This is a genomic window from Sorangium sp. So ce327 (assembly GCF_051530205.1).
Taxonomy (GTDB): domain Bacteria; phylum Myxococcota_A; class Polyangia; order Polyangiales; family Polyangiaceae; genus Sorangium; species Sorangium cellulosum_B.
The window spans coordinates 6,650,718-6,671,015 of sequence record NZ_CP150330.1; the positions used below are offsets into that span (position 1 = coordinate 6,650,718).

Sequence of the window (20,298 nt, forward strand, 5' to 3'; positions counted from 1 at the left end):
CGTGGAACCAGCTCACCAGGGGAGCGAATCGGGGTGGGCGCAGCAGGACTTGAACCTGCGACTTCGTCCGTGTGAAGGACGCACTCTACCGCTGAGTTATGCGCCCGATGCCAGCCGGTTGTCGCCCGGCCGTTTCGGAAAGACGTGGCGCTTTTAACCCAAACATCGGCGTTCGACAAGAAGAACTCGCTGCCGATGTCGAACTTCTTCGCGGAGCTCCTTCAGGCCGGAGCCAGGCCCGAACCGACGGGTCGCCGGTGAAGGCGCGCCTGCGGCCGCGGCCAGCGCGCCGGCCGCGGGGCTCGCGCGGGCCGGCTGCGCGCCGCCCGTGAGCGACCGGGGCACGGGAGCCAGACGGGCCGCCGCGTCCGCGCCATGTCGCGGTCGGGCGAGCGGGGACGGGCGCCGCTGCGCTTCGAGCGCGCGCGTGGACACCGGCGCAGAGCGACGCGCGCGGTCAATCGAGCGTCGCGACGGCGCGCCGGAGCGCGGCGAGGCCTGCTTCGATGTGGTCCTCATCGCAGGCATACGAGAAGCGAAGGTACCCAGGCGCGCCAAAGGGGGTGCCGGCGACCGCGGCGACGTGCGCCTGCTCGAGCATCCACGTCGCCACGTCCTCGTCGCTCGCGAGCGTCGTCCCCTGGAAAGCGCGCCCGCAGAGCCCGCGCACGTCGGCGAACGCGTAGAACGCCCCTTCCGGCGTCCTGCAGCGCACCCCCGGTACGGCGTTGAGCCCCTCGACCATCAGCGAGCGCCGCCGGGCGAACGCCGCGCGCATCGCGAACACCGCGTCGCGGGGCCCGTTCAGGGCGGCGACAGCGGCCGCCTGGGAGACGGCCGCCGCGTTCGTGGTGCTCTGACCCTGGACCACGTCGAGCGCCCTCGCGACCTCGGCCGGCGCGATGCTCCAGCCGATCCGCCAGCCCGTCATGGCGAAGGTCTTGCTGACCCCATCGACGACGATCACCCGCGGCGCGAGGTCCTCCGCGAGCGCGGGGAGCGACACGTGCCGGAACCCGTCGTAGGTGAGATCGGCATAGATCTCGTCGACGACGATCCAGCAGTCATGCCGCCGCAGCACGCCCAAGAGCGGGAGCAGGTGCTCTTCCGCATACGCCGAGCCGGTCGGATTGGAGGGCGTGCACAGGATGATCGCCTTCACCCGCGGAGAAAGCGCGCCCTGGAGCGCGTCCGCCGTAAGGCGGAACCCCATCTCCTCGGTCGTGTTGACGACGACCGGCGTGGCGCCGACGAGGCGCACCTGCTCCGGGTAGCTCACCCAGTAGGGCGCGGGGATGACGACCTCGTCTCCCGGCTCGAAGAGCGCGGTCGCGAGGTTGAACAACGCGTGCTTCGCGCCGCAGCTCACGGTGACCTGGCTCGGCAGCGGCCGCCAGCCGCGGTGCTGCTCGGTCGCCGCGCAGATCGCCGACTTCAGCTCGGAGATGCCGGACACGGCCGTGTAGTGGGTGGCGCCGGCGTCCAGCGCCGCCTTCGCCGCGGTACGAATGTGCTCCGGCGTGTCGAAGTCAGGCTCGCCCACGCCGAAGGAGAAGACCTTGTGCCCGTCGGCGCGGAGGCGCGCGGCCCTCGCCGCCATGGCGAGCGTTGCACTGGGCGCGACGGCCGACAGACGGTCAGCGAGCTTCCTGGGCATCGAGACACTGAGGAATAAAGGGCGGCCTGAGATAACGCAAGGCGCTACCGCTCCGGCGCTTGCGCGGGCGGCTCGGATGTGCCGCTAGGGCGACGGCGTGGCGCCGCCGACCTGGACCGCGGGCTTCTGCTCGTCCTGCTTGATCGAGTAGCGCACGAGCGCGCGGAGCACGTCGTTGCGCTGCACATTGCCGAGGAGGCTCTTCATGTCCTCGTAGATCGACGGATCGACAAGCAGGGCGCCGAGCGTCCCCTTGCCCGCCCTCATGTCGTGCACGATCGCCCGCAGATCGCCGGTCATCGCCGTCACGTTGGCGAGCGCCTCGGCGCCGTCGCCCTTGCCGCCATAGAGCGCGTCGTGCGCGAAGCTGTCGCTCTCGCGGATGCCCCGCAGCGTCATGGCGACCTCGTCCGCCGCGCTCCCGAACTGCTGAATCTGCTTCTGCGGGCCGTCGCCGTAGATGACGTCGTGCGCGAACCCCGGCCCCTCCTTGACCCGCGAGACGACGCCCCGCACCTCGCGCACCGCGCTCGCGAGCTCCGTGCTGAGGCGGTCGAGGCTCTGCACGGTGCGCGAGATGCGCTCGGCCTCCTCGGGATCGGTCAGGAAGCGGTGCGGGTAGCCTTCCCCCTCGGTCACCTGCTTCATCAGCGTGTTCGCCGAGGCGACCGTCTCGCGGAGATCCCTGTGCAGCTTCTCGTCGGCGATGCTCTCCGAGACCTTCTGGATGTTGTCGAGCGTCGCCTCGGCCTTCTCGGCCATGCCGGTCACCTTCCCCATCACGTCGGTCGGCACCTCGCCGGGGATGTGGCCGCCGGGCGGCACCGAGTCCGGGCTCTGCCCCTTCGTGAGCTCCAGCATCTTGTCGCCGAGCAGGCCCTTGTTCGCGATCTGGGCGACGCTGTCCGTCTTGATCCGGCTCGCCTCGCTCTCGACGATCTCGAGCTTCACATAGATCTTGGTGTCCTTCGGATCAGGGCCGTAACCGACCTCGGCGACGTGACCGATGTCGATGCCTCCCATGCGGATGGGCGCGCCCGGCTTAAGCCCCTGGACGTCGCCGAAGTTCGTCGTGAAGCTGACGGAAGAGTCGAAGAGCCGCCGCTCGTCGCCTATCAGGAAAATGACTACGGCGGAGAGCACAAGGCCCGCCAGCACAAAGAGTCCGACCTTCAGATCGCGCGCTCTGCCCATGCAGAAGGGCATCTTGCGCGATCTCGGGGGGATCGTCACGCGCCGAGAAGCGTCTGGACGTCCTCATTCACCGGAGCGGTCCCGGTAATGAAATCGGCGACATGCGGATCGGTAGACTTCCGGAACTCGTCCGGGGTGCCGGTCGCGATGACCTCGCCGCGGAAGATCATCGCCATCCGATCCGAGATCGAGAACGCGCTCTTCATGTCGTGTGTCACCACGATGCTCGTCACGTTGAGCGCCTGCTTCAGCCCCTTGATGAGGTGGTTGATGCGCTCGGTGTTGATCGGATCGAGGCCGGTCGTCGGCTCGTCGTAGAGCAGCACCTCGGGCTGCACCGCGATGGCGCGCGCGAGGCCGACGCGCTTCTTCATGCCGCCGGACAGGTCCCCCGGGCGCATCTGCTCAATGCCCGGCAGGCCGACCAGCGACAGCGCCCAGTTGACCCGATCCGCGATCTGCGCCTCGGTCATCTCCTTCCGGTAGTGCTCGTGCAGGCCGTAAGCGACGTTCTCACCGACCGAGATCGAGTCGAACAGGGCGCCGCCCTGGAAGAGCATCGCGATGCGCTGGCGCACCCCGGCGATGCGCGACTCGCTCAGGCGCGTGATCTCCTCACCGTGAAACTGGATAGATCCATCATCAGCGTCGAGCAGACGGATGAGCAGCTTGAGCATGACGCTCTTGCCGACGCCCGAGCCGCCCATGATGGTGATCGTCTCGCCCGGGTACACTTCGAGGTTCAGGTCGCGGTAGATGACCTTCGGACCGAAGGCCTTGCGCACACGCGAGAACCGGATCAGCGGCTCAGCCACGCGTTCACGCTAGCACGCCGCGGAGGCCCGCCGCGAACGCTCAGTCGGACGCGGCGACGTGCTCGATCCTGATCTCGACGGCGTCCCCGCCGCGCCAGGCGTCGCGCCGGAGGCGGCCCACCACGTCGACGCGCTTGCCGGTGAACCGCGGCGCGAGCTCGCCCAGCTCGAACCCGAAGCACGAGATCTCGCGGCGGGCGAACGTGAGCTCCAGCTTGAGGTGGCCCTTCAGGTTCCTCGCGGAGCGTACGGCCGCGCCCGCCACGAGGACGTACGACGGGCGGTTGCCCTCGCCGCACGGCTCGAGCCGCTCGAGATCGCGCGCGACGGCCGCTGGATCGTCGCGATCGTCGAGCCGGACGTGGGCGGCCGCGAACGCCGCGGCGGCCGGGAGGTCCTGCTCGCGGAAGGCGTCGCACCACGCCGCCCGGAGCGCCTCGACGCGATCGGCGCGCACCTCGACGCCGGCCGCCGCCTGGTGGCCGCCGAAGCCGACGAGCTCGGCGCGGCACCGCGTGAGCGCGTCGTGCAGCCGCGCGCCCGCTGGACCGCGCACCGAGCCACGCCCCTTCGCGCCCTCGAGCGCGATCACGATCGTCGGCTTGCCGTAGCGACCCGTGATCCTGCCAGCGACGATGCCGACCACGCCGGGGTGGAAGCCCTGCCGCGCGATGACGATCGCAGGATCCCGATCGAACCCGGCGCGCTCGATCTCGGCGAGCGCGGAGGTCAACATCTCGTCCTGGATCGCGCGCCGCTTCATCTGCGCCTGCTCCACCGTGGCGGCGAGCGCGGAGGCGGTCACGCCGTCGTGCGCGAGCAGGAGCTCCAGGGAGATGTCGGGATCGCCGAGCCGACCGGGCGCGTTGAGGCGGGGCGCGATCCGGAAGGCGACGTCCTCTGCGGACGCCCCGCGCCCGAGATCGAGGTTGGCGAGCGCCGCGAGCGCGCGGAGCCCTGGACGGGGCCCGGTCTGGAGCACGCCAAGGCCGGCGCGCACGAGCGCGCGGTTGTCGCCGGTCAGCGGAGCGACGTCGGCGACCGTGCCGATCGCCACGAGGTCGAGGTAGGGGCGGAGATCGAGCGACGAGCCGAGCTTCTTGCGCACGGCGGCCAGGAGCGAGAGCGCGAGCCCGCAGGAGGCGAGCCCCTTGTACGGAAAGCCGCAATCGGCGCGGTGCGGGTTCAGGAACGCGATCGCGGGGAGCGGCTCGGCCGGCACGAGGTGGTGATCGATGACGACGCAGTCGACGCCGGCCGCGCGGGCCGCGGCCAGCCGCTCGTGATCGCTGGATCCGCAGTCGCACGTGATGAGCAGCGTGGGACCGGCGCGCATCACGCGCTCCAGCGCGGGCGCCGAGAGGCCGTAGCTGCCTTCGGCGCGCGTCGCGAGGAGCGGCACCACCTGTCCCGAGAGGGCGCGCAGCCCGCCGGTCATGATGGCGGTCGCGGTGATCCCGTCGCAGTCGTAGTCGCCGAAGACGGCGATCCGCTCGCCGACGCGCACGGCGCGCGCGATCCGCTCCGCGCTCGCCTCGCGATCGGCCATCGCGTCGGGCGACGTGAGGTGCGAGAGCCGCGGGTCGAGGAAGCGCCGGGTCGCCTCGTCAGGCGCCCAGCCGGCCCGGTGCAAGATGTCCGCTACCGTGATCGACAGCCCCAGCTGGCGCGCCATCACGAGCGCCTCGGCGGACGCCTCGCCCGGATCCGCGACGGGCGCGGCGCCCCCCGCGCCGTGCGAAGCCGAGGCCTGCGCCTCGCGCTCGGGGAGCTCCCTCCAGGCCTCCGTGGCGGTGCTCATCACAGAAGCGGGTACACCGACGAGAGGGGTGCGTCCATGACCTGGGGCGGTTCAGGCCGCGCGGCACCGCGCGGCCACGGCGAGGCGCTCAGACGACCGCGTCGGCGCGCTTCTGCGTGCGGACGCGGCTGACCTTCTTGCGCTTGCTCCCGTTCGCGCCGAAGAACCGGCGGTCGATCCACTCGGTGAGCGGCGCCGCGACGTAGATCGACGAGTACGTGCCGACGACGATCCCGACGACGAGCGTGAACGCGAAGTCCCGGATGACGCCCGTGCCGTAGAAGAGGAACATGACGAGCGACAGCAGCGTCGTCATGGACACGAGGATCGTGCGCCCGAGCATCTCGGAGAGCGAGAAGTTGATGACGGCCGAGAAGCTCATGTCCCGGTGCTTCCCCAGGTTCTCGCGGATCCGGTCGTAGACGACGACCGTGTCCGTGATCGAGTAGCCGACGATCGTGAGGAGCGCGGCGACCGTGGACAGGGTGATCTCCCGCTGCGTGATCACCATCGCGCCGAGCGCGATGCCGACGTCGTGCACGAGCGCGACGATGCCGCCGGGCGCGAACCGGATGTCGAACCGGAACGCGATGTACGCCATGATGAAGAAGATCGTGATGGCGATGCTCTTGATGGCCGCGTCGCGCAGCTGCGCGCCGGCCTTCGGGCCGATCCACTCGACCCGGAGCGCCTGCTCGGGCACCTTGTCCGCGCCGAGGTGCTGCCGGAGGCCGTCCATCAGCTGGTCGCCCTTCGACTTGAGGTGGAGCTCGACCTTGTGGTCGCGCTCGCTCACGACGAGCGGGTTGTTCGCGCCGGCCCTGAGCTCGACCCCCTCGATGCCCTCGAGCTGCTTCTTGATCCCCTCCAGGTCGGGCGCTGTGTCGTAGCGCGTGGAGATCTTGTCGCCGCCGGGGCTGAACTTCACCTCGGTGGCGCGCAGCGCGGGCGGGCAGCGGTCCTCGGGGACGGAGCCGTTCTCCGGCGGTAGGCACAGCCGATCGCGCACCGCGCCCTTCTGCTGCTCCGACAGGGCCGAGACCTCGTGGACCCGGATGAGGTAGCGGTTCGGGTTGGCCTGATCCGCGACGGACACGATGTCCGGGGAGTCGAAGCCCGCCTTGGTGACGGCCTCGCGGACCTCGGCGCTCGAGACCGGAGCCCGGAAGGCGACCTCAACCTCGGTGCCTCCCTTGAAATCGGTCCCGAGCTTCGGCCCCGGCACGATGAACGAGATGATCGACAGGATGAGCAGCACCCCGCTGAGCCCGATGAAGAGCCAGCGCTTGCTCATGAAGTCGAACTGACGGCCAGGTTTGATGAGTTCCATCGTCGTGTCTCAATCGGAGATCCGCTCGCGCGTTCTCCCTCAAAGGTCGGAGATCCGCTCGCGCGCCCCCGTACTCAGCCGAGCGAGAGCGTCTTGATCTTTCGGCCGCGGACCGCCCAGTCGAACATCAGGCGGGTGCAGACGACCCCGGTGAACAGGCTGATCGCGATGCCGACGATCAGCGTGATCGCGAAGCCCTTGATGGGGCCGGTTCCGTACTGCGCCAGGATGAGCCCCGAGATCAGCGTGGTCACGTGGCCGTCGAGGATCGCGCTGAACGCCTTGTCATAGCCGACGTCGACCGCGGCGCGCGGGCTCTTGCCGTTCCTGAGCTCCTCCCGGATGCGCTCGTTGATCAGCACGTTGGCGTCGACCGCGATGCCCATGGTGAGCACCAGGCCGGCGATGCCGGGCAGCGTCATCGACGCCCCGAACATCGCGAGGACGGCGATCTGCAGGATGAGGTTGAAGACGACGGCGATGTCCGCGATGAGCCCGGCGCGGCTGTAGATCACCACCATGAACACGACGACGAGCACGCCGCTCGCGATGGCCCCCTTCATGCTCTGCTGGATCGCGTCCTTGCCCAGCGACGGGCCGATGCGCTGCTCGTTCGAGGGGGAGATCGGGGCCGGCAGCGCGCCCGATCGGAGCACCAGCTCGAGCTTGCGCGCGTCCTGGAGCTGCTGATCGGGGTTCTGCGAGCCCATCGTGATCTGCGCGCGGCCGCCGCCGATCTTCGTCTGGATGACCGGCGCGCTCTCGACCTTCTCGTCGAGGATGATGGCGAACCGCCGCTTGACGTTCCTGCCGGTGATGTCCTCGAACCGGTCGGCGCCGGTCGGGGTGAAATCCATCGACACGTACCAGCCGCCGAGGCCGCCCTCGCTCTGATCCGGGAGCGCCTGCGCGTCGCGCACCATGTCGCCCGTGATCTCGGCCTTGCTGAAGAGGAAGTACGTCCGCCAGCCGATCTCCTCGACGACGTCCTTCTCCTCGTTGTACTCGTACAGCTTGCCGTAGCCGACCTCGTTGTCCGCCGGTACCTGGAGCGTCCCGACCCACTCGCGCAGCCGCTTCAGCGTGTCGCGCAGCTCCTCGTGCTCCGCGCGCACCATCCGGGCGAAGTGGACCGGCTTCGTCTTCCCGGGGCCGACCGGCGCGTTTTCGATCGAGAACGTCAGCCCCTTCGGGAGGTCCTCCTCCTTGGCGCTCCTCGCGATCGGCTCGAAGAAGTCCTGGTCGTCGTCGACCATCTTGAACTCGAGCCGCGCGGTCTGGCTGATGATCTCGCGGATCGTGGTGAACGCGGCCTCGTCGTCGCCGGGGACCTCGATGATGACGTCCTCGTCGCGCGTGGAGACGCTCGCCTCCTTGAGGCCGAGCCCGTCGACGCGGCGGAGCACCGTCTCCTTGGCCTGCGACACCGCCCGCTCACGGATGCTGCTCGAGACCTCGTCGCGGATCCGGAACTTCGCGACGCGGCGATCCGCCGACCGCTGGAGCTGCAGCTCGTGCAGGAACTTCGCCAGGAACTCGTCGTTGATCTTCTCGGAGTCCGCCGGGTCGTCGAACGTGATCGCGATCGTGTCCGCCTGCTCGCGCGACTTCTCGATGCGGAGCTTCGTCTGGAGCTTCTGCATCTCCTCGATCGTCGGCGGCTTGTCGCCCTCGTGGAACCCGAACGACTTCGCGAGCGCCGCGCGCAGATCGTCGTAGTACCGATCGCGCTTGTCGCTGATCGCCTCGTCGACGTCGACCGTGTAGACGAGGCGGAGGCCGCCCTTCAGATCGAGCCCGCGCACCAGGCGGAACGGGATGTTCGACGTCAGGAAGCGGCTGAACCCGAGCTCGCCGGCCCTCGCCCGGGTCTCCTGCTCCGCGACCTCCTCCGACGAGAGGCCGGTGTGGACGGGGCGGCCGTACCGCTCGTCGTGGTAGGTCGGGTAGATGGCGAGCGCCGAGCCGAGCGCCAGGAACAGGACGAAGCCCGTCTTTACCCGCCACGCGAAATCGATCCACGGCCCGACGCAGAGCAGCGCCCACGGCACCATCAGGCCGAAGGTCGCGAGGGCCCAGAACACGTGGTAGTGGGCCGCGATCGCGGCGGCGCCGGCGGAGAGCGCCGCCCAGGCGAAGACGCCGCGCTTCGCTCGGCTGAGCCACGCGCCGAGGAGGCACAGGCCGGCGACGCCGGCGAACCCGTACTGGAAGATGTTTAGGAGCATGGAGTCTGGCGCCGCGGGGGCGGTAAAAAAGCTTCCTGTTGGGCCGAGCGCCGGCCTACGACTTCTTTTCCTTCGCCGCGTCGGCGACCTTGGCGTCCGCCGCGGCGACCTCGCCCGGATCGGGGCCCTGGATCGCGCTCTTCAGGACCTGCACGTTCACGCCGGGGGCGATCTCCAGCTTGACCCTGGGGGAGTTCGGGCTGATGTCGATGATCTTGCCGAGGAGCCCGGACTGCGTGACGACCCGGTCGCCCGCCTTGAGGCTCGACTCGAGCTGCTTCTGCTTCTTGCTCTGGCTCCGCGTCATCACGAAGATGAGCAGCAGCGGCAGCGCCAGGATGAGGAACTGGAAGGCCCCTCCGCCGAACGGCGAAGAAGGCGGCGCCTCCTGCCCTCCGGACGGCGGCGATTGACCTTCGACCGGCGTCGCGGGCGCGTTGCCCGCTCGCCCGGGGGCGGCGTTCGGCTGGAACCAGTTTGAGCTTGCCAAGGTGACGCGTGTCTCCGGGCCCCGACGGGCTCGCCCGCAAATTGCGGGCCTCTCCCAACCCCCCGGGGCCCGCCTCCATACCCAGGATCCAAGGGTCGCGCAAGGAGCTAGGCGGGCAGGCTCACCCGGGCGTCCAGGGAATGCGACCTGGCGGCCCTTTCCGCGCTTCCGTCCCCTGCCGCGCTTCCGCTGCCGCGCGGCGTCAGCCGTCGCTGCCGAACACGATGTGCCGGCGAGCGCGCTCCCCGCTCGCGATCTCGGCGAGCGAGAGGCGCACGTCGCGTTCGGTGATGGTGCCGTCGATCGTCGCGAACGTCGCGGAGAGGATCGGCGGGATGCGCCCGACGCTGGGGAAGCCCGGGGCCCAGGTGAGCGCGTCCGCGAACGCCGCCTTCACCGCGGCGGCGACGGGCCCGTACGGCGCGAGCGGCACGTCGAGCGGCTCCAGGACCACGATGGCCTTGGCCCGCGCGAGCGCCTTCACCACGTCGGCGCCGAAGAACGGGCGGAGCGCGCGCACGCCCACGAGGCCGACGCGGCGGCCCTGCGCGCGCAGGCTGCGCACGACCTCGCGGGCCGCGGGGAACGCGCAGCCCACGACCACCAAGATCTCCTCCGCGTCCGCGGTGTCGACGCGCTCGATCGCGCCGAGCGGCCTGCCGGTCAGCTCGCAGAGCTCCCGCATCGCGCTGGCGAGCGCGAACGGAACGCGCGCGCAGAAGCCCCGCTCGGCCCGCTTCCGGACGACGCCGCGGCCCTGCGGGCGAGGCCCCCCGTCGCCGTCGCTCTCACCCGGCGCCGCGTCGGTGAAGGTCGGCGCGCTCCGCTCGGAGCCGAGGAAGCGCGCCGCGAGCTCGCGCGCCCCGCCGAGGGCCGACACGTCCGACGGCAGCGCATCGACGAGGTGCAGGAACGGCGTCTCGCTGTCCTCGGCGGCGCGCCGCGCCACCAGCGTCATGTCGGCCGCCTCCTGGCTGCTCCAGGTCACGAGCACCCCCGCGCCGACGTCGAGCGCAGGCGCGAGCTCGTCGCGCCCGACGGCGAGCCCGCCGCGGCGCTCGATGACGTGCACGGTGACCGGCGTCCGCACCGCCGCCGCCTCGCCGAGCGCGGCGAGCGCCCCGACGAGCTCGTGGGCGCCCAGCACGACGCTCGCACGCTGCCCGGCGCGCGTGCGCGCAGCGGCGCCGCGGATCGCCTCGGTGGCGCACGCGGCGCGCTCGATCGGCAGATTGCCGGGCACGGCTGCGTGCGCGGCGAACAGCGCGCTCCCCGCGGCCACCTCGACATGTGCGATCACCGCCGCCGGATCCGGCGGCGAGCCTAGACCGTCAGGCCCTGCCATCCCATCGTTCGTCGCCCGAGCCGCACGCGAGGTCAAGCGCGAGCGCGATCGGCCTCCGCGCAGCGGCCGGCCTCGAGTAGCGCGGCGATCGCGGTCGTCAGTGTTCGTCCGTGTCCGGACGTAACTCCGAGAATTCACGCTCCCACCGCGCAATGAGCGTCCAATGAGCGTCCGCCGCACGCGGCTCCCGACCGGTCGCTCGCCCGGCGCGTCGAGCGCGCGATGGACGCCTGCCGCGCCTGGCCTGTGGCTGCCGCCGGGCCTCGTCGACCGCTCGATGGCATCGACGGTTCGGCGAACCGGCTGCTCGACCAAGGCGGCGGGGCGATGACGGCCGCCGCCCGAGCCTTCACCAGGAACACCAGAAACCGACCACCAGGCACCGGGCCGCCACGACAAAAGCGACCCCCAGGAAACATATCGCTTGACGGACTCCCCCCCCCTTGATAGGAGGCGCTCTCCGTTTCGTCGGCCTCGGGCCGAGCGGGCGGGACATAGGCGCGTAGCTCAGTGGTAGAGCACTACCTTGACACGGTAGGGGTCGCCGGTTCGAAACCGGCCGCGCCTACAAATCAGCAGGAGACCTAGCCTGCGAGGTTTCATGGCCCTCGATCAGACAGCCCTGGCCGCCCCGGCGGCCCGCACCACGGTGCGCAAGGCTCTCGCGGACGACATCGCCAAGAACCGCCCCATCCTCGGCGCCCACGTCAACGGGCGCCTCATCGAGCTTCACACCCCTTTCCACTTCGACGACTCGGCCCCGATCGGGCTGGTCCGGACGAGCGCTCCGGATCGCCCTTCGGCGAACGCCGTGGCCGCCCCCCGGTCGCGCGACCTCGACGAGGCCCTCGGGGCGATTCCGCTCGCGGAGCTCGCCGACCGGCGAGCCGCAGCGCGGAAGCTCCCCCGGCTCGCCGTGAGCGCATCGGGTTCGTGACCTGCCGCTCCGGCCGGCCTCTCTCGCCCGGCAGTCCCTTCCCCACCCCCGTCGAGCCCGGCGCGCCATGGCCCGGAGCGCCGATGCGCCGCGGCGCTCGTCCTGCTTGCTGCCGTTGCCTGCGGCGCAGAGTCAGGCGACATTGTCGTGGTGATGGACGCCACGACCGGGCTCGGTCGCGGAGCGGCGGACCGTCGCTTTCAAGAGCACAGCACACAAGGAGGCAGCGAAATATCACATGGCGATGAGACGCTTCGACCCTCGGCAGGCCCAGCGGGGGCCGCAGATCCGCATCAACCAGCGCATCCGCGTCCCGGAGATCCGCGTCATCGGTGATGATGGCGAGATGCTCGGCATCATGCAGACCCACGAGGCGCTGCGCCGAGCACAGGAGAAGGGGCTCGACCTCGTCGAGGTCAACCCGAAGGCGGATCCCCCGGTTTGCAAGATCCTCGACTTCGGCAAGTACAAGTACGACGAGAAGAAGAAGGCCCGCGAGGCGAAGCGCAAGCAGAGTGTGGTGGAGATCAAGGAGATCAAGCTCCGTCCCAAGACGGACGACCACGATCTCGAGTTCAAGACCAGGGCTGCTCACCGGTTCCTCGGCGCAGGCCACAAGGTGAAGTTCACGGTGCGCTTCCGCGGCCGAGAGATCACCCACCCGGAGAAGGCGCAGGAGCAGCTCGACTGGATCGTCCAGCACTGCGAGGAGATCGCGAACGTCGAGGTGCGCCCCATGATGGAGCAGCGCACGATGACGCTGATGATGGCGCCCAAGCCGGCGATCCTGCAGAAGGTGGCCCAGGCCCGCGCCGCCGCGGAGAAGGCGCGTCAGAAGGCGATCCAGGAAGGGCGCGCCGCTCCTGCCCTGGACGACACGGAGGACGAGGAGATCGAGAAGCTCGAGAGGGAGCTCGAGGAGCAGGACGACGAGGAGGACGACGAGGCGGAGGGGACCGAGTAACGCATCCGGCGAGAGAGCGCGCCACGACACCGATCACGGTGCGGCGCGCCTCGCAAGGGCGGCGTGTCGACGCGTGCTGACATGCGCTGAGCGCTCGTGGCGCTGGCCGCCGCGCAGCACGCAGCGCCCATGGCTCGGCCATGGGCGCCGCAAGGAGCACGCTCCCTTCGCCGTGTCAGTGCGGGATCAGGCCGCCGAACCACGCGCCTGCGGCGAGGGCGGCGAGCGCGGCGACGAGCAGCACGGCCTTCACCGCGCCGCCCCCGGTCCTGGCTGGAGGGGCCAGATCCGGCTCCAGGTCGAGCGGCGCAGCCGGGACGAGCGGCGCGATAGGCGCCGGCGTGGGCGGCGCAGGGCGCTGCATCTCGGGTACGGGCCGCGGGGAGGCCAGGGTCGGTACGGCTCGCCTCTCGAACGGCGGATGCGCCGGCACAGGCGGCGCGAGCAGCGGACCCGCCGGCCTGGACGAGGGGGCGAGCGGAAGGCCGAACCCCGTCTCCTCCAGCGCAGCGAGGTTGCCCTCCTCGACCGACACGGTGGCGAGGGACCGCCGCATGACGTCCTCGCCCGGCGCCGAGAGCTTGTCCCCCGGCGCCGAGAGCTTGATCTCGTCGGCCCACTTGCCGATGTCCTCGAAGGCCGAGATCTTGAGCGGCTCGTTCAAGCGCGTGGTGCTCGGCGCCGCCTTGTCGTCCGGCAGCGACGTGAACTCGAGCAGCGTCTCCTCGATGAGCCGGTCGATGAACGACGCCTTGTCCGACGTGGGAGCGCGCTTCCGGAGCGCCATGGCGCTGCGGACGTGCTCGGCGATGTCGTAGGCGCTGACGGGCCTGCCGAACCTGTACAGGAAGGTCGTGAGATCCCGGCCGAGCTCGCGCGCCGAGCCATAACGCTCCGCGGGATCGCGGGCCAGCGAGCGGGCGATGATGCGATCGAGCTCGGGGGGGACCGCCTTGTTGCTCTCGGAGAGCGGCGGGATCTGCGCCTGCTGCACGAGCTTGACCGTCTGGTAGTCGGTGTCGCCGAGGAAGAGCCGCTTCCCGGAGAGCATCTCCCAGAGGATCGCGCCGAGCGCGAAGATGTCAGTGCGGTGATCGACCTCCTGGCCCTGCGCGGCCTCGGGCGAGAGGTAGCTGAACTTGCCCTTGATGATCCCGGCCTCGCTCTTCTCGAGCTGGCTCGTCGCCTTGGCGAGGCCGAAGTCGACGATCTTCACCTCGCCGTACTTCGTGATGAGCACGTTCGGAGGCGACATGTCCCGGTGGACGATCTGGAGCGGATGCCCGTCGGCCGACTTGAGCTCGTGGGCGTAGGTGAGCCCCTCGCAGAGCTTCGCCGTGATGAACACGGCGGACTCGACCGGGAGGGTGCGGCCGGCCTTGCGCATCGACTCGAGGACGGCCTTCAGGTCGGCGCCGTCCACGTACTCCATCACGATGAAGTACGCGTTGTCGCCGACGCCGATGTCGAACACCTGCGCGACGTTGGAGTGGGAGAGGTGCGCCGACAGCCGCGCTTCGTCGAGGAACATCGCGATGAAGCGCTTCTTCTCGCTGAGGTGCGGGAGCACGCGCTTGATCGCGACCTGCTTCTTGAACCCCTCGATCCCGGCGCTCTCCGCCAGGAAGACCTCGGCCATGCCGCCCGAAGCTAGCCGCTCGATGACCCGGTAGCGCTGCTGCTGGTGGGCATCCGTCATGGTCCACCTAGTACACCACGTCCCACGCTGCGCGCGGAAACAACCGGCTCGTCTTCATCGGAGCCCGCGAGCGAGGCGCGCAAAGAATGCGGTCTGTAACGCTCGCGCACGCTCGCGCACGCTCGCGCACGAGCGCGCGCCCTGTCCCCTGGACGCAGCCTTACGCGGGCATCGCAGCGGCCAGGCTCGGAGGCGAGGCTCGCTCAGCCCGTGAGCGCGCTCCGCATGAACGGCCGAGGTGCAGGTGTGAGCGGCACCGCCACCGCGCGCACGCGGCTCCTCGACGCGACCGCGCCGCGCGCGAGCGCCGCGGGCTCGATCTGCGCGACCTGCGCGGCGGCGCGCTTCCGGCGATCGTCGAGCTCCGCGGCGAGCATGTCCTTCACCATGTCGAGGAGCTCCGGGAAGCCCGACAGGCGCAGCCCGACGTCGTTCGTCCAGAGGATGATCTCGAGCTCTCCGTCAGGCGCCCTCGCCTCGGGATCCCACGCGAAGACCGTCTCGGCGGCCGCGTCGATGCCAAACGGGACGAGCGCGCTCCGCGCACCATAGCGGCCGCGCACGGTCGCCGGCGCGCCGTCGCGGTCGCCCGCGCCACGCGCCTCCTCGCCCTCGCAGTGCTCGAGCACCATCCGCCCGACGTCCATGTACGAGCCGCGCGCGAGCGCGCGCACCCCGAGCAGGCTGGCGCCGGCGAACAGCTGCGGCCAGCCGTCGTGCCGCGAGAGCAGCTCCCGATAGCTCGTCGGCAACGCCATTCCGAGGCGCCGCTCGACGCCGGCGATCGCCTCCTCGGGAGCCCCGGCCGGCGGCGCGATCGGCATTCCCTGCCGCGGATCCATCCGCGCGAGCTCCAGCTTGAGCGCGCGGATGCGGTGCATCGACTCGAGCCACTCCATGCGCGCGACCCTACGCGCGCGGCGCCGGAAGGAGCAAAAAACGAGCGACGCTCCGCCCCGCCGCGCAGGCGCAACCCGGGGGACGCACGCGCTTGACAGTCATTTGGGTCAGCGGCACGGTGCTTGCGTGACTGGCTTGGGCTCCTGGGCATCGCTTCGCACCGCGTTCGTCGTGGCGGGCGCCACGTTCGTCGTCGCGTCGCTCGCGACGGCGTGCCTCGACTACGCGGGCGAGGAGCTGTTCGACCAGTGCGACACGCCGGCGGCGCCGCTCCCGGGCTCGGGATCGGGCTCGGGCGCCACCACGAGCGCCGGGGCGGCCAGCGTGGATCAGCCGGACTGCGGCGCGCCGACGCACGCGCCCGGCTCGGGATCCGGCTCGGGCTCGTGAGGGAAGAGCGGCGCGATCTCCTCGCGCTCGCCGCGCTCACCGCCGCCGCGCTCGCCTCGCGCCTGCTCTTCCGCATCGATCACGACGAGGACATCGACGCGCTCCGGTTCGCGCTCGGCGTGGAGCGGTTCGACGTGGCCGCGCTCCGCCCGCACGCGCCGTACTACCCCGTGTTCGTCGCGGCGGCGAAGGGGCTGGCGCTGCTCGGCGCAACGCCGCGCGCGGCGCTCGCCCTCGTCAGCGCCGCGTCGGGCGCTGCCGCCGTCGCCTTCACCGCCCTGCTCGCGCGCGACGTCGCCGGGCGGCGCGCCGCGGTGTTCGCCGGGGTCCTCGCGCTCGCCTCGCCGTTCCTCTGGCTGTCGTCCGAGAAGCTCCTCAGCGACATGGCCGGCACCGCGGCGGTGACCGCGGCGCTCTGGCTGTGCGCCCGCGCGCGGCGCCTCCGCGACGCGCGGGCGGCCGCTCCGGGCGCGCCGCCGGATACCGCCGCCGCGGCGGCGCGCGCGCGCACCTGGGCGCTCGTGCTGCTCGGCGTCGGGCTCGGCGTGCGGCTCTCGTACTTCCCGTTCGCGCTCGCCTGCCTCGCGGTCATCGCCCGCGACGAGGGCGGCCGCCTCGCGTGGCTCGCGCGCGGCCGCGACCTCGCGGCCGGCGCGCTCGCGTGGCTCGTGCCGCTCTTGCTGATCGCGACGCCGCGCGACCTCGTCGCGACGACGTGGGTCCAGGGGCTCGGGCACTTCACCCGCTGGGGAGGGACGGCGATCACCGTGTCGTCGCCGCTCGATCGCCTCCGCGGCGTGATCTGGGGGATCTGGGCCAACGGGCTCGGCGGAGCGTGGCCCGACGCGCCGGCGGCGCGCTGGCTCGGCGCGCCGCTCCTGATCGCGCTCCTCGCCGCGGGCGCGCTCCGGGTCGCGTCGCGGGAGCGGGCCGCGCGCGCGCTGCGCGAGCAACCCGAGCTCTGGGTCTCCGCGTTCGCTTACTTCCTCTGGGCGCTCCTCGGGCAAAACATCGCCTTCAAGCCGCGGCACTGGCTCCCGCTCGTCCCGCTCCTCCTCGTCGCCATGGCCGCCGGCGCAGCGGCCCTCTCGGCGGCGCGCCCCGCGGCGGAGGGCGCTCCGCGCCACCGCGCGCTCCGCGCCACCGCGCCCTTCGCCCTCGTCGCGGCCCTCGCGGCGCAATGGCTCGCCGACGCGATCTCGCTCGCTCGCCAGCACGAGGCGCCCTCGCCGGCGGCCGCGATCGTGCGCTTCCTCCGCGACGCCGGCGCGCCGCCGCGCCCGGTGCTCACGCGCGACCTCGACCGGATGATCCAGGAGGGCGCCCCGGGCCGGCTGCCCGTGCGCGTCCGCGACGACGCCGCGCTCGTCCGCTACGTCGAGCAGGCCGGGCCGGGCGGCGCGCTCATCACCAGCGAGGCGCTGTCGCGGGAGGCGCGCGACGCGCTCGCGGGCCGCGGCTACACGATCGCGATCCGCTTCGCGCGCCCGCGCTCGCGCTACGTCGACGCGCTCTGGAGCGATCTCGCGCTGCTCGAGGCGCTGCCCGCCGGACCTCCAGCAGGCGGCGCGCTCTCGCGCGCGCCGCGCGGCGCGCCCCCTCGCTGAAAACGAGGTTGACCTCCGTTTTCAAGGGCGCGAAGACTCCCGCCCCTCCGGGCTCCCGGTCCTCGTCATGAAAGCGATCACGTCCTTGTGGCCTCGCTCCGCGGGCGTCGTCCTCGGCGCGCTGCTGCCCTTCTCCGCTGCCGCGCAGCCGGCGCCTGCCACGCAACCCGCGCCCGCCACGCAGCCCGCGCTTACCGCCCAGCCAGCGCCTGGCGCCCAGCCAGCGCCTGCCGCCCAGGCAACGCCGGACGGCCCGGTCCTCGACCTGCCGCCCGAGGACGCCGCGCCGCCGCCGGAGCCCCGGAAGCCCGCCGTCGGTCTCGGCGCCGGAGAGGCGCCCGAGCACGAGCTCGTCCGCGGCCTGACCGAGCAGCGGTTCCGCAGCGCCGGGGCGAGCGCCAGCAGCACCTCCGTCGGCGGCTACGGCGAGGTGCATGTCCGCGGCACGACGACCGGCCGCGAGGGCGAGCGCGCGTGGGTCGCCGACATCCCCCGGCTCGTGCTCTTCGTGGCGCACGAGTTCACGGCCGACATCCGGTCCTACGTCGAGCTCGAGGTCGAACACTCGATCTCCTGCGCGAGCTGCCCGGGCGCCGCGGAGCTGGAGCAGGCCTACATCGAGTGGAACGCGGCAGGCCGCGCCCTCGGGCTGCGGGCTGGCCTCGTGCTCGTCCCGATGGGGATCATCAACCAGTGGCACGAGCCGCCGGTGTTCCACGGCGTGGTCAGGCCCAAGGTCGACACCCTCGTCATCCCCTCGACGTGGCGCGAGATCGGGATCGGCGCGTTCGGGCAGCCGCTCGACTGGCTGCGCTTCGAGGCCTACGCCATGACCGGCCTCGATCCGCTCGGCTTCCGCGCGGGCGGACTCGCCGGCGGGCGGCAGAGCGGCGGGCTCGCCCGCGCCAACGCATGGGCGGCCGTCGCGCGCGTCGAGGCCGAGCCGCTGCTCGGGGTCGTCGCGGGCGCTTCGGTGTACGCGAGCGACGCTGGGCCGAACGGCGAGGGAAAATTTTTCCTTCGCGACGGCACCCCGGTGGATCTGTCGGTCCCGGTCCTCGGCTGGTCGCTCGACGCGCGCTGGCGCAGGAGCGGCCTGGAGACGCGGGTCCTGTTCGCCGAGTGGCACCTCCCCGAGGCGCGCGCGCTGATGGTCTCGTTCAACGAGAGCGGCGCGCCGAACTTCATCGATCCCACGAGCCCCGTGGCCTCCCGGATCCGCGGCGGCTATGTCGAGGCCGCGTTCGACGTGCTCCGCCCGCTCGGCGTGGGCCACGAGCTCCTGCCGTTCGCGCGCGTCGAGGCGTACGACACGCAGTCCGCGGTGCCCGAGGGCTACAAGGCCAACGCCTCGTACGGCGTCCGCGAGCTCACGCTCGGCGCCTCGTACCGGCCGACCCAGGGGGTCGTCGTGAAGGCCGACTACCAGCTGCGCGACCGCACCCTCGGGTTCGACCAGACGCAGCTCAATCTCGGCCTCGGGTTCATGTACTGAGCGCGCGGGACGCGGGCACACGATGTCACTCCGCCCAGACGACGCCGGGCCCGAGCGCCTCGTGGTCGGCGCCGGCATCTCCGGCCTCTACGCCGCGCTGCTGCTCGCGCGGGCCGGCCGGCGCGTGCGCCTCCTCGAGCGCGCGGCGCGGGCCGGCGGGCTCGCGGGCGCCGAGACGTTCCGCGGCCTGCCGTGCGATCTCGGCTCGCACCGGCTCCACCCGGCCGCCCTCGATCAGCCGCTCTTCCGCGAGGTGCACGCGCGCTCCCCATTCCTCTCGCGCCCGCGCCGCGGGGTGCTCGTGCTCGGCGAGCGCCACGTCCCCTACCCGCCGAGCGCGCCCTCGATGCTCCGCGCGCTCGGCCTCCGCGCCGGCGCCGCCATGGGCCTCGGGTTCGTCGCGCAGCGCGGCCGCCGCGCGGCCTTCGCCCGCTGGGAGCACGACCGCGCCCTCGCCGGCGAGGACGTCGGCTTCGAGCGGTTCGTGCGCGACCGCGTCGGCGCGGCGGCCTACGCGTCGTTCTACCGGCCCTACGCCGAGAAGGTCTGGGGCCTCCCGCCGTCCGAGCTCTCCCAGACCGTCGCGAAGAAGCGGATCAGCACGACGAGCCCGCTCGCGCTGTTCAAGGGGCTCGCCCGCGGCCGCGGCGGCGCCTCGGCGGATCTCGCGCGGTTCATCTACCCGCCGGCGGGCATCTCGTCGCTCGTCACGTACCTCGAGGCGCGCCTCGCGGAGGCCGGCGTCAAGGCCGAGTGCGGCTCCGCCCTCGGTCTGGCCGGGGCGGGCGCGCGCGCCGGCGCGGCGCCGATCCTGTTCGCCGGCGATCTCGCGGATCTCGTGCCCGACGCGCCGCTCGAGCACCGCGGGCTCTACCTTGTCTACCTGGCGTACCCGCGCGCGCGGCTCGGCGCCCCGGAGACGTACTACTGCCCCGACCCGCGCTTCTGGTTCGGCCGCGTCTCCGAGCTGCAGAACTACGCGCCCGATCTCCGCCGCCCGGGCGAGACGGTGCTGTGCGTCGAGATCCCCGAGGGGGCCTGGGGGAGCGGGCGCGACTTCGCCTCGGGCCCGCCGCTCGAGGCGCTGCTCGACCAGCTCGTGCGCGCGGGCATCGCCCCGCGCGGGGTGGCGCCGCTCGAGGCCCGGCAGCGCTTCGTGCCCCGCGTGTACCCGCTCTACCGGCGCGGCTGGCTGCGGGACTGGCGGGCCGCGATGCGCCGCGCCGCCGCGCTCGGCGTGATCCCCTTCGGGCGGCAGGCGCTCTTCCTGCACTGCAACCTCGATCACTGCGCCGCGATCGCGGCCGACGCGGTGGCGCACGTCGAGGCCGGCCGCAGCCCGGAAGCGTGGGCGCTGAACGCCGAGCGCTACCTGGACGTGCAGGTGCGCGACTGACGCAACTGACGCAACTGACGCAACTGACGCAACTGACGCGACTGACGCCC

The 20,298-nt window shown here is 71.9% G+C and carries 16 protein-coding genes and 2 tRNA genes; 7 read left to right on the forward strand and 11 right to left on the reverse strand.

What is annotated here, in order from left to right:
• Positions 1 to 34: 34 nt before the first annotated feature.
• The 9 genes from WME95_RS24845 to WME95_RS24885 form a co-directional block, all read right to left on the reverse strand.
• A tRNA-Val gene (locus WME95_RS24845) sits at positions 35 to 106 on the reverse strand.
• A 351-nt stretch (positions 107 to 457) separates the two neighbouring features.
• Positions 458 to 1,600: a pyridoxal phosphate-dependent aminotransferase gene (locus tag WME95_RS24850; RefSeq protein WP_437910871.1), complete on the reverse strand. Its 1,143-nt coding sequence runs from the start codon at positions 1,598 to 1,600 to the stop codon at positions 458 to 460.
• A 141-nt stretch (positions 1,601 to 1,741) separates the two neighbouring features.
• Positions 1,742 to 2,851, reverse strand: a complete 1,110-nt coding sequence (locus WME95_RS24855; protein ID WP_437910872.1) for an MlaD family protein — start codon at positions 2,849 to 2,851, stop codon at positions 1,742 to 1,744.
• Positions 2,852 to 2,886: 35 nt separating this feature from the next.
• Positions 2,887 to 3,666, reverse strand: coding sequence for an ABC transporter ATP-binding protein (locus WME95_RS24860; protein WP_437910873.1), 780 nt, complete (start codon positions 3,664 to 3,666; stop codon positions 2,887 to 2,889).
• Between the two features lie 40 nt (positions 3,667 to 3,706).
• Positions 3,707 to 5,467 (reverse strand): single-stranded-DNA-specific exonuclease RecJ, encoded by a 1,761-nt coding sequence (gene recJ, locus WME95_RS24865; RefSeq protein ID WP_437910874.1) that lies wholly within the window; start codon positions 5,465 to 5,467, stop codon positions 3,707 to 3,709.
• Positions 5,468 to 5,555: 88 nt separating this feature from the next.
• Positions 5,556 to 6,797 carry a protein translocase subunit SecF gene (gene secF, locus WME95_RS24870; protein WP_437910875.1) on the reverse strand — a complete coding sequence of 414 codons (1,242 nt, stop codon included), beginning with the start codon at positions 6,795 to 6,797 and terminating at the stop codon, positions 5,556 to 5,558.
• A 74-nt stretch (positions 6,798 to 6,871) separates the two neighbouring features.
• On the reverse strand, positions 6,872 to 9,025 hold the full coding sequence (secD, locus tag WME95_RS24875) for a protein translocase subunit SecD (protein WP_437910876.1): 2,154 nt from the start codon (positions 9,023 to 9,025) through the stop codon (positions 6,872 to 6,874).
• A 55-nt stretch (positions 9,026 to 9,080) separates the two neighbouring features.
• A complete protein-coding gene (yajC, locus tag WME95_RS24880) occupies positions 9,081 to 9,515 on the reverse strand; it encodes a preprotein translocase subunit YajC (RefSeq protein WP_437555184.1) in 435 nt (144 codons plus the stop codon).
• A gap of 202 nt (positions 9,516 to 9,717) precedes the next feature.
• The gene (locus WME95_RS24885; RefSeq protein ID WP_437910877.1) at positions 9,718 to 10,860 is read right to left on the reverse strand and encodes a transketolase; all 1,143 of its coding nucleotides are present in this window, start codon (positions 10,858 to 10,860) and stop codon (positions 9,718 to 9,720) included.
• Positions 10,861 to 11,356: 496 nt separating this feature from the next.
• Here WME95_RS24885 and WME95_RS24890 point away from each other — a divergent pair.
• The 3 genes from WME95_RS24890 to infC all read left to right on the forward strand — a co-directional run bounded on the left by WME95_RS24890 (position 11,357) and on the right by infC (position 12,761).
• A tRNA-Val gene (locus WME95_RS24890) sits at positions 11,357 to 11,428 on the forward strand.
• Positions 11,429 to 11,461: 33 nt separating this feature from the next.
• Complete coding sequence (locus tag WME95_RS24895; RefSeq protein ID WP_437910878.1) at positions 11,462 to 11,797, forward strand: hypothetical protein; 336 nt, start codon at positions 11,462 to 11,464, stop codon at positions 11,795 to 11,797.
• A gap of 238 nt (positions 11,798 to 12,035) precedes the next feature.
• The gene (gene infC / locus WME95_RS24900; protein ID WP_437910879.1) at positions 12,036 to 12,761 is read left to right on the forward strand and encodes a translation initiation factor IF-3; all 726 of its coding nucleotides are present in this window, start codon (positions 12,036 to 12,038) and stop codon (positions 12,759 to 12,761) included.
• Between the two features lie 175 nt (positions 12,762 to 12,936).
• Here the strand turns inward: infC and WME95_RS24905 are convergent, their stop codons facing one another.
• On the reverse strand, positions 12,937 to 14,460 hold the full coding sequence (locus WME95_RS24905; RefSeq protein ID WP_437910880.1) for a serine/threonine protein kinase: 1,524 nt from the start codon (positions 14,458 to 14,460) through the stop codon (positions 12,937 to 12,939).
• 203 nt (positions 14,461 to 14,663) lie between these two features.
• Entirely contained in the window at positions 14,664 to 15,359 is a 696-nt protein-coding gene (locus WME95_RS24910; protein ID WP_437910881.1) for an SMI1/KNR4 family protein, read from the reverse strand.
• Positions 15,360 to 15,495: 136 nt separating this feature from the next.
• Between WME95_RS24910 and WME95_RS24915 the strand changes: the two genes are divergently transcribed.
• The 4 genes from WME95_RS24915 to WME95_RS24930 all read left to right on the forward strand — a co-directional run bounded on the left by WME95_RS24915 (position 15,496) and on the right by WME95_RS24930 (position 20,248).
• Positions 15,496 to 15,750, forward strand: a complete 255-nt coding sequence (locus tag WME95_RS24915) for a hypothetical protein (protein ID WP_044965533.1) — start codon at positions 15,496 to 15,498, stop codon at positions 15,748 to 15,750.
• The gene (locus tag WME95_RS24920) at positions 15,747 to 17,357 is read left to right on the forward strand and encodes a hypothetical protein (protein WP_437910882.1); all 1,611 of its coding nucleotides are present in this window, start codon (positions 15,747 to 15,749) and stop codon (positions 17,355 to 17,357) included. Before WME95_RS24915 ends, WME95_RS24920 begins: the two co-directional genes overlap by 4 nt.
• A gap of 67 nt (positions 17,358 to 17,424) precedes the next feature.
• Entirely contained in the window at positions 17,425 to 18,852 is a 1,428-nt protein-coding gene (locus WME95_RS24925) for a hypothetical protein (RefSeq protein WP_437910883.1), read from the forward strand.
• Positions 18,853 to 18,874: 22 nt separating this feature from the next.
• Positions 18,875 to 20,248, forward strand: a complete 1,374-nt coding sequence (locus WME95_RS24930; protein ID WP_437910884.1) for an FAD-dependent oxidoreductase — start codon at positions 18,875 to 18,877, stop codon at positions 20,246 to 20,248.
• Positions 20,249 to 20,298 lie beyond the last annotated feature (50 nt).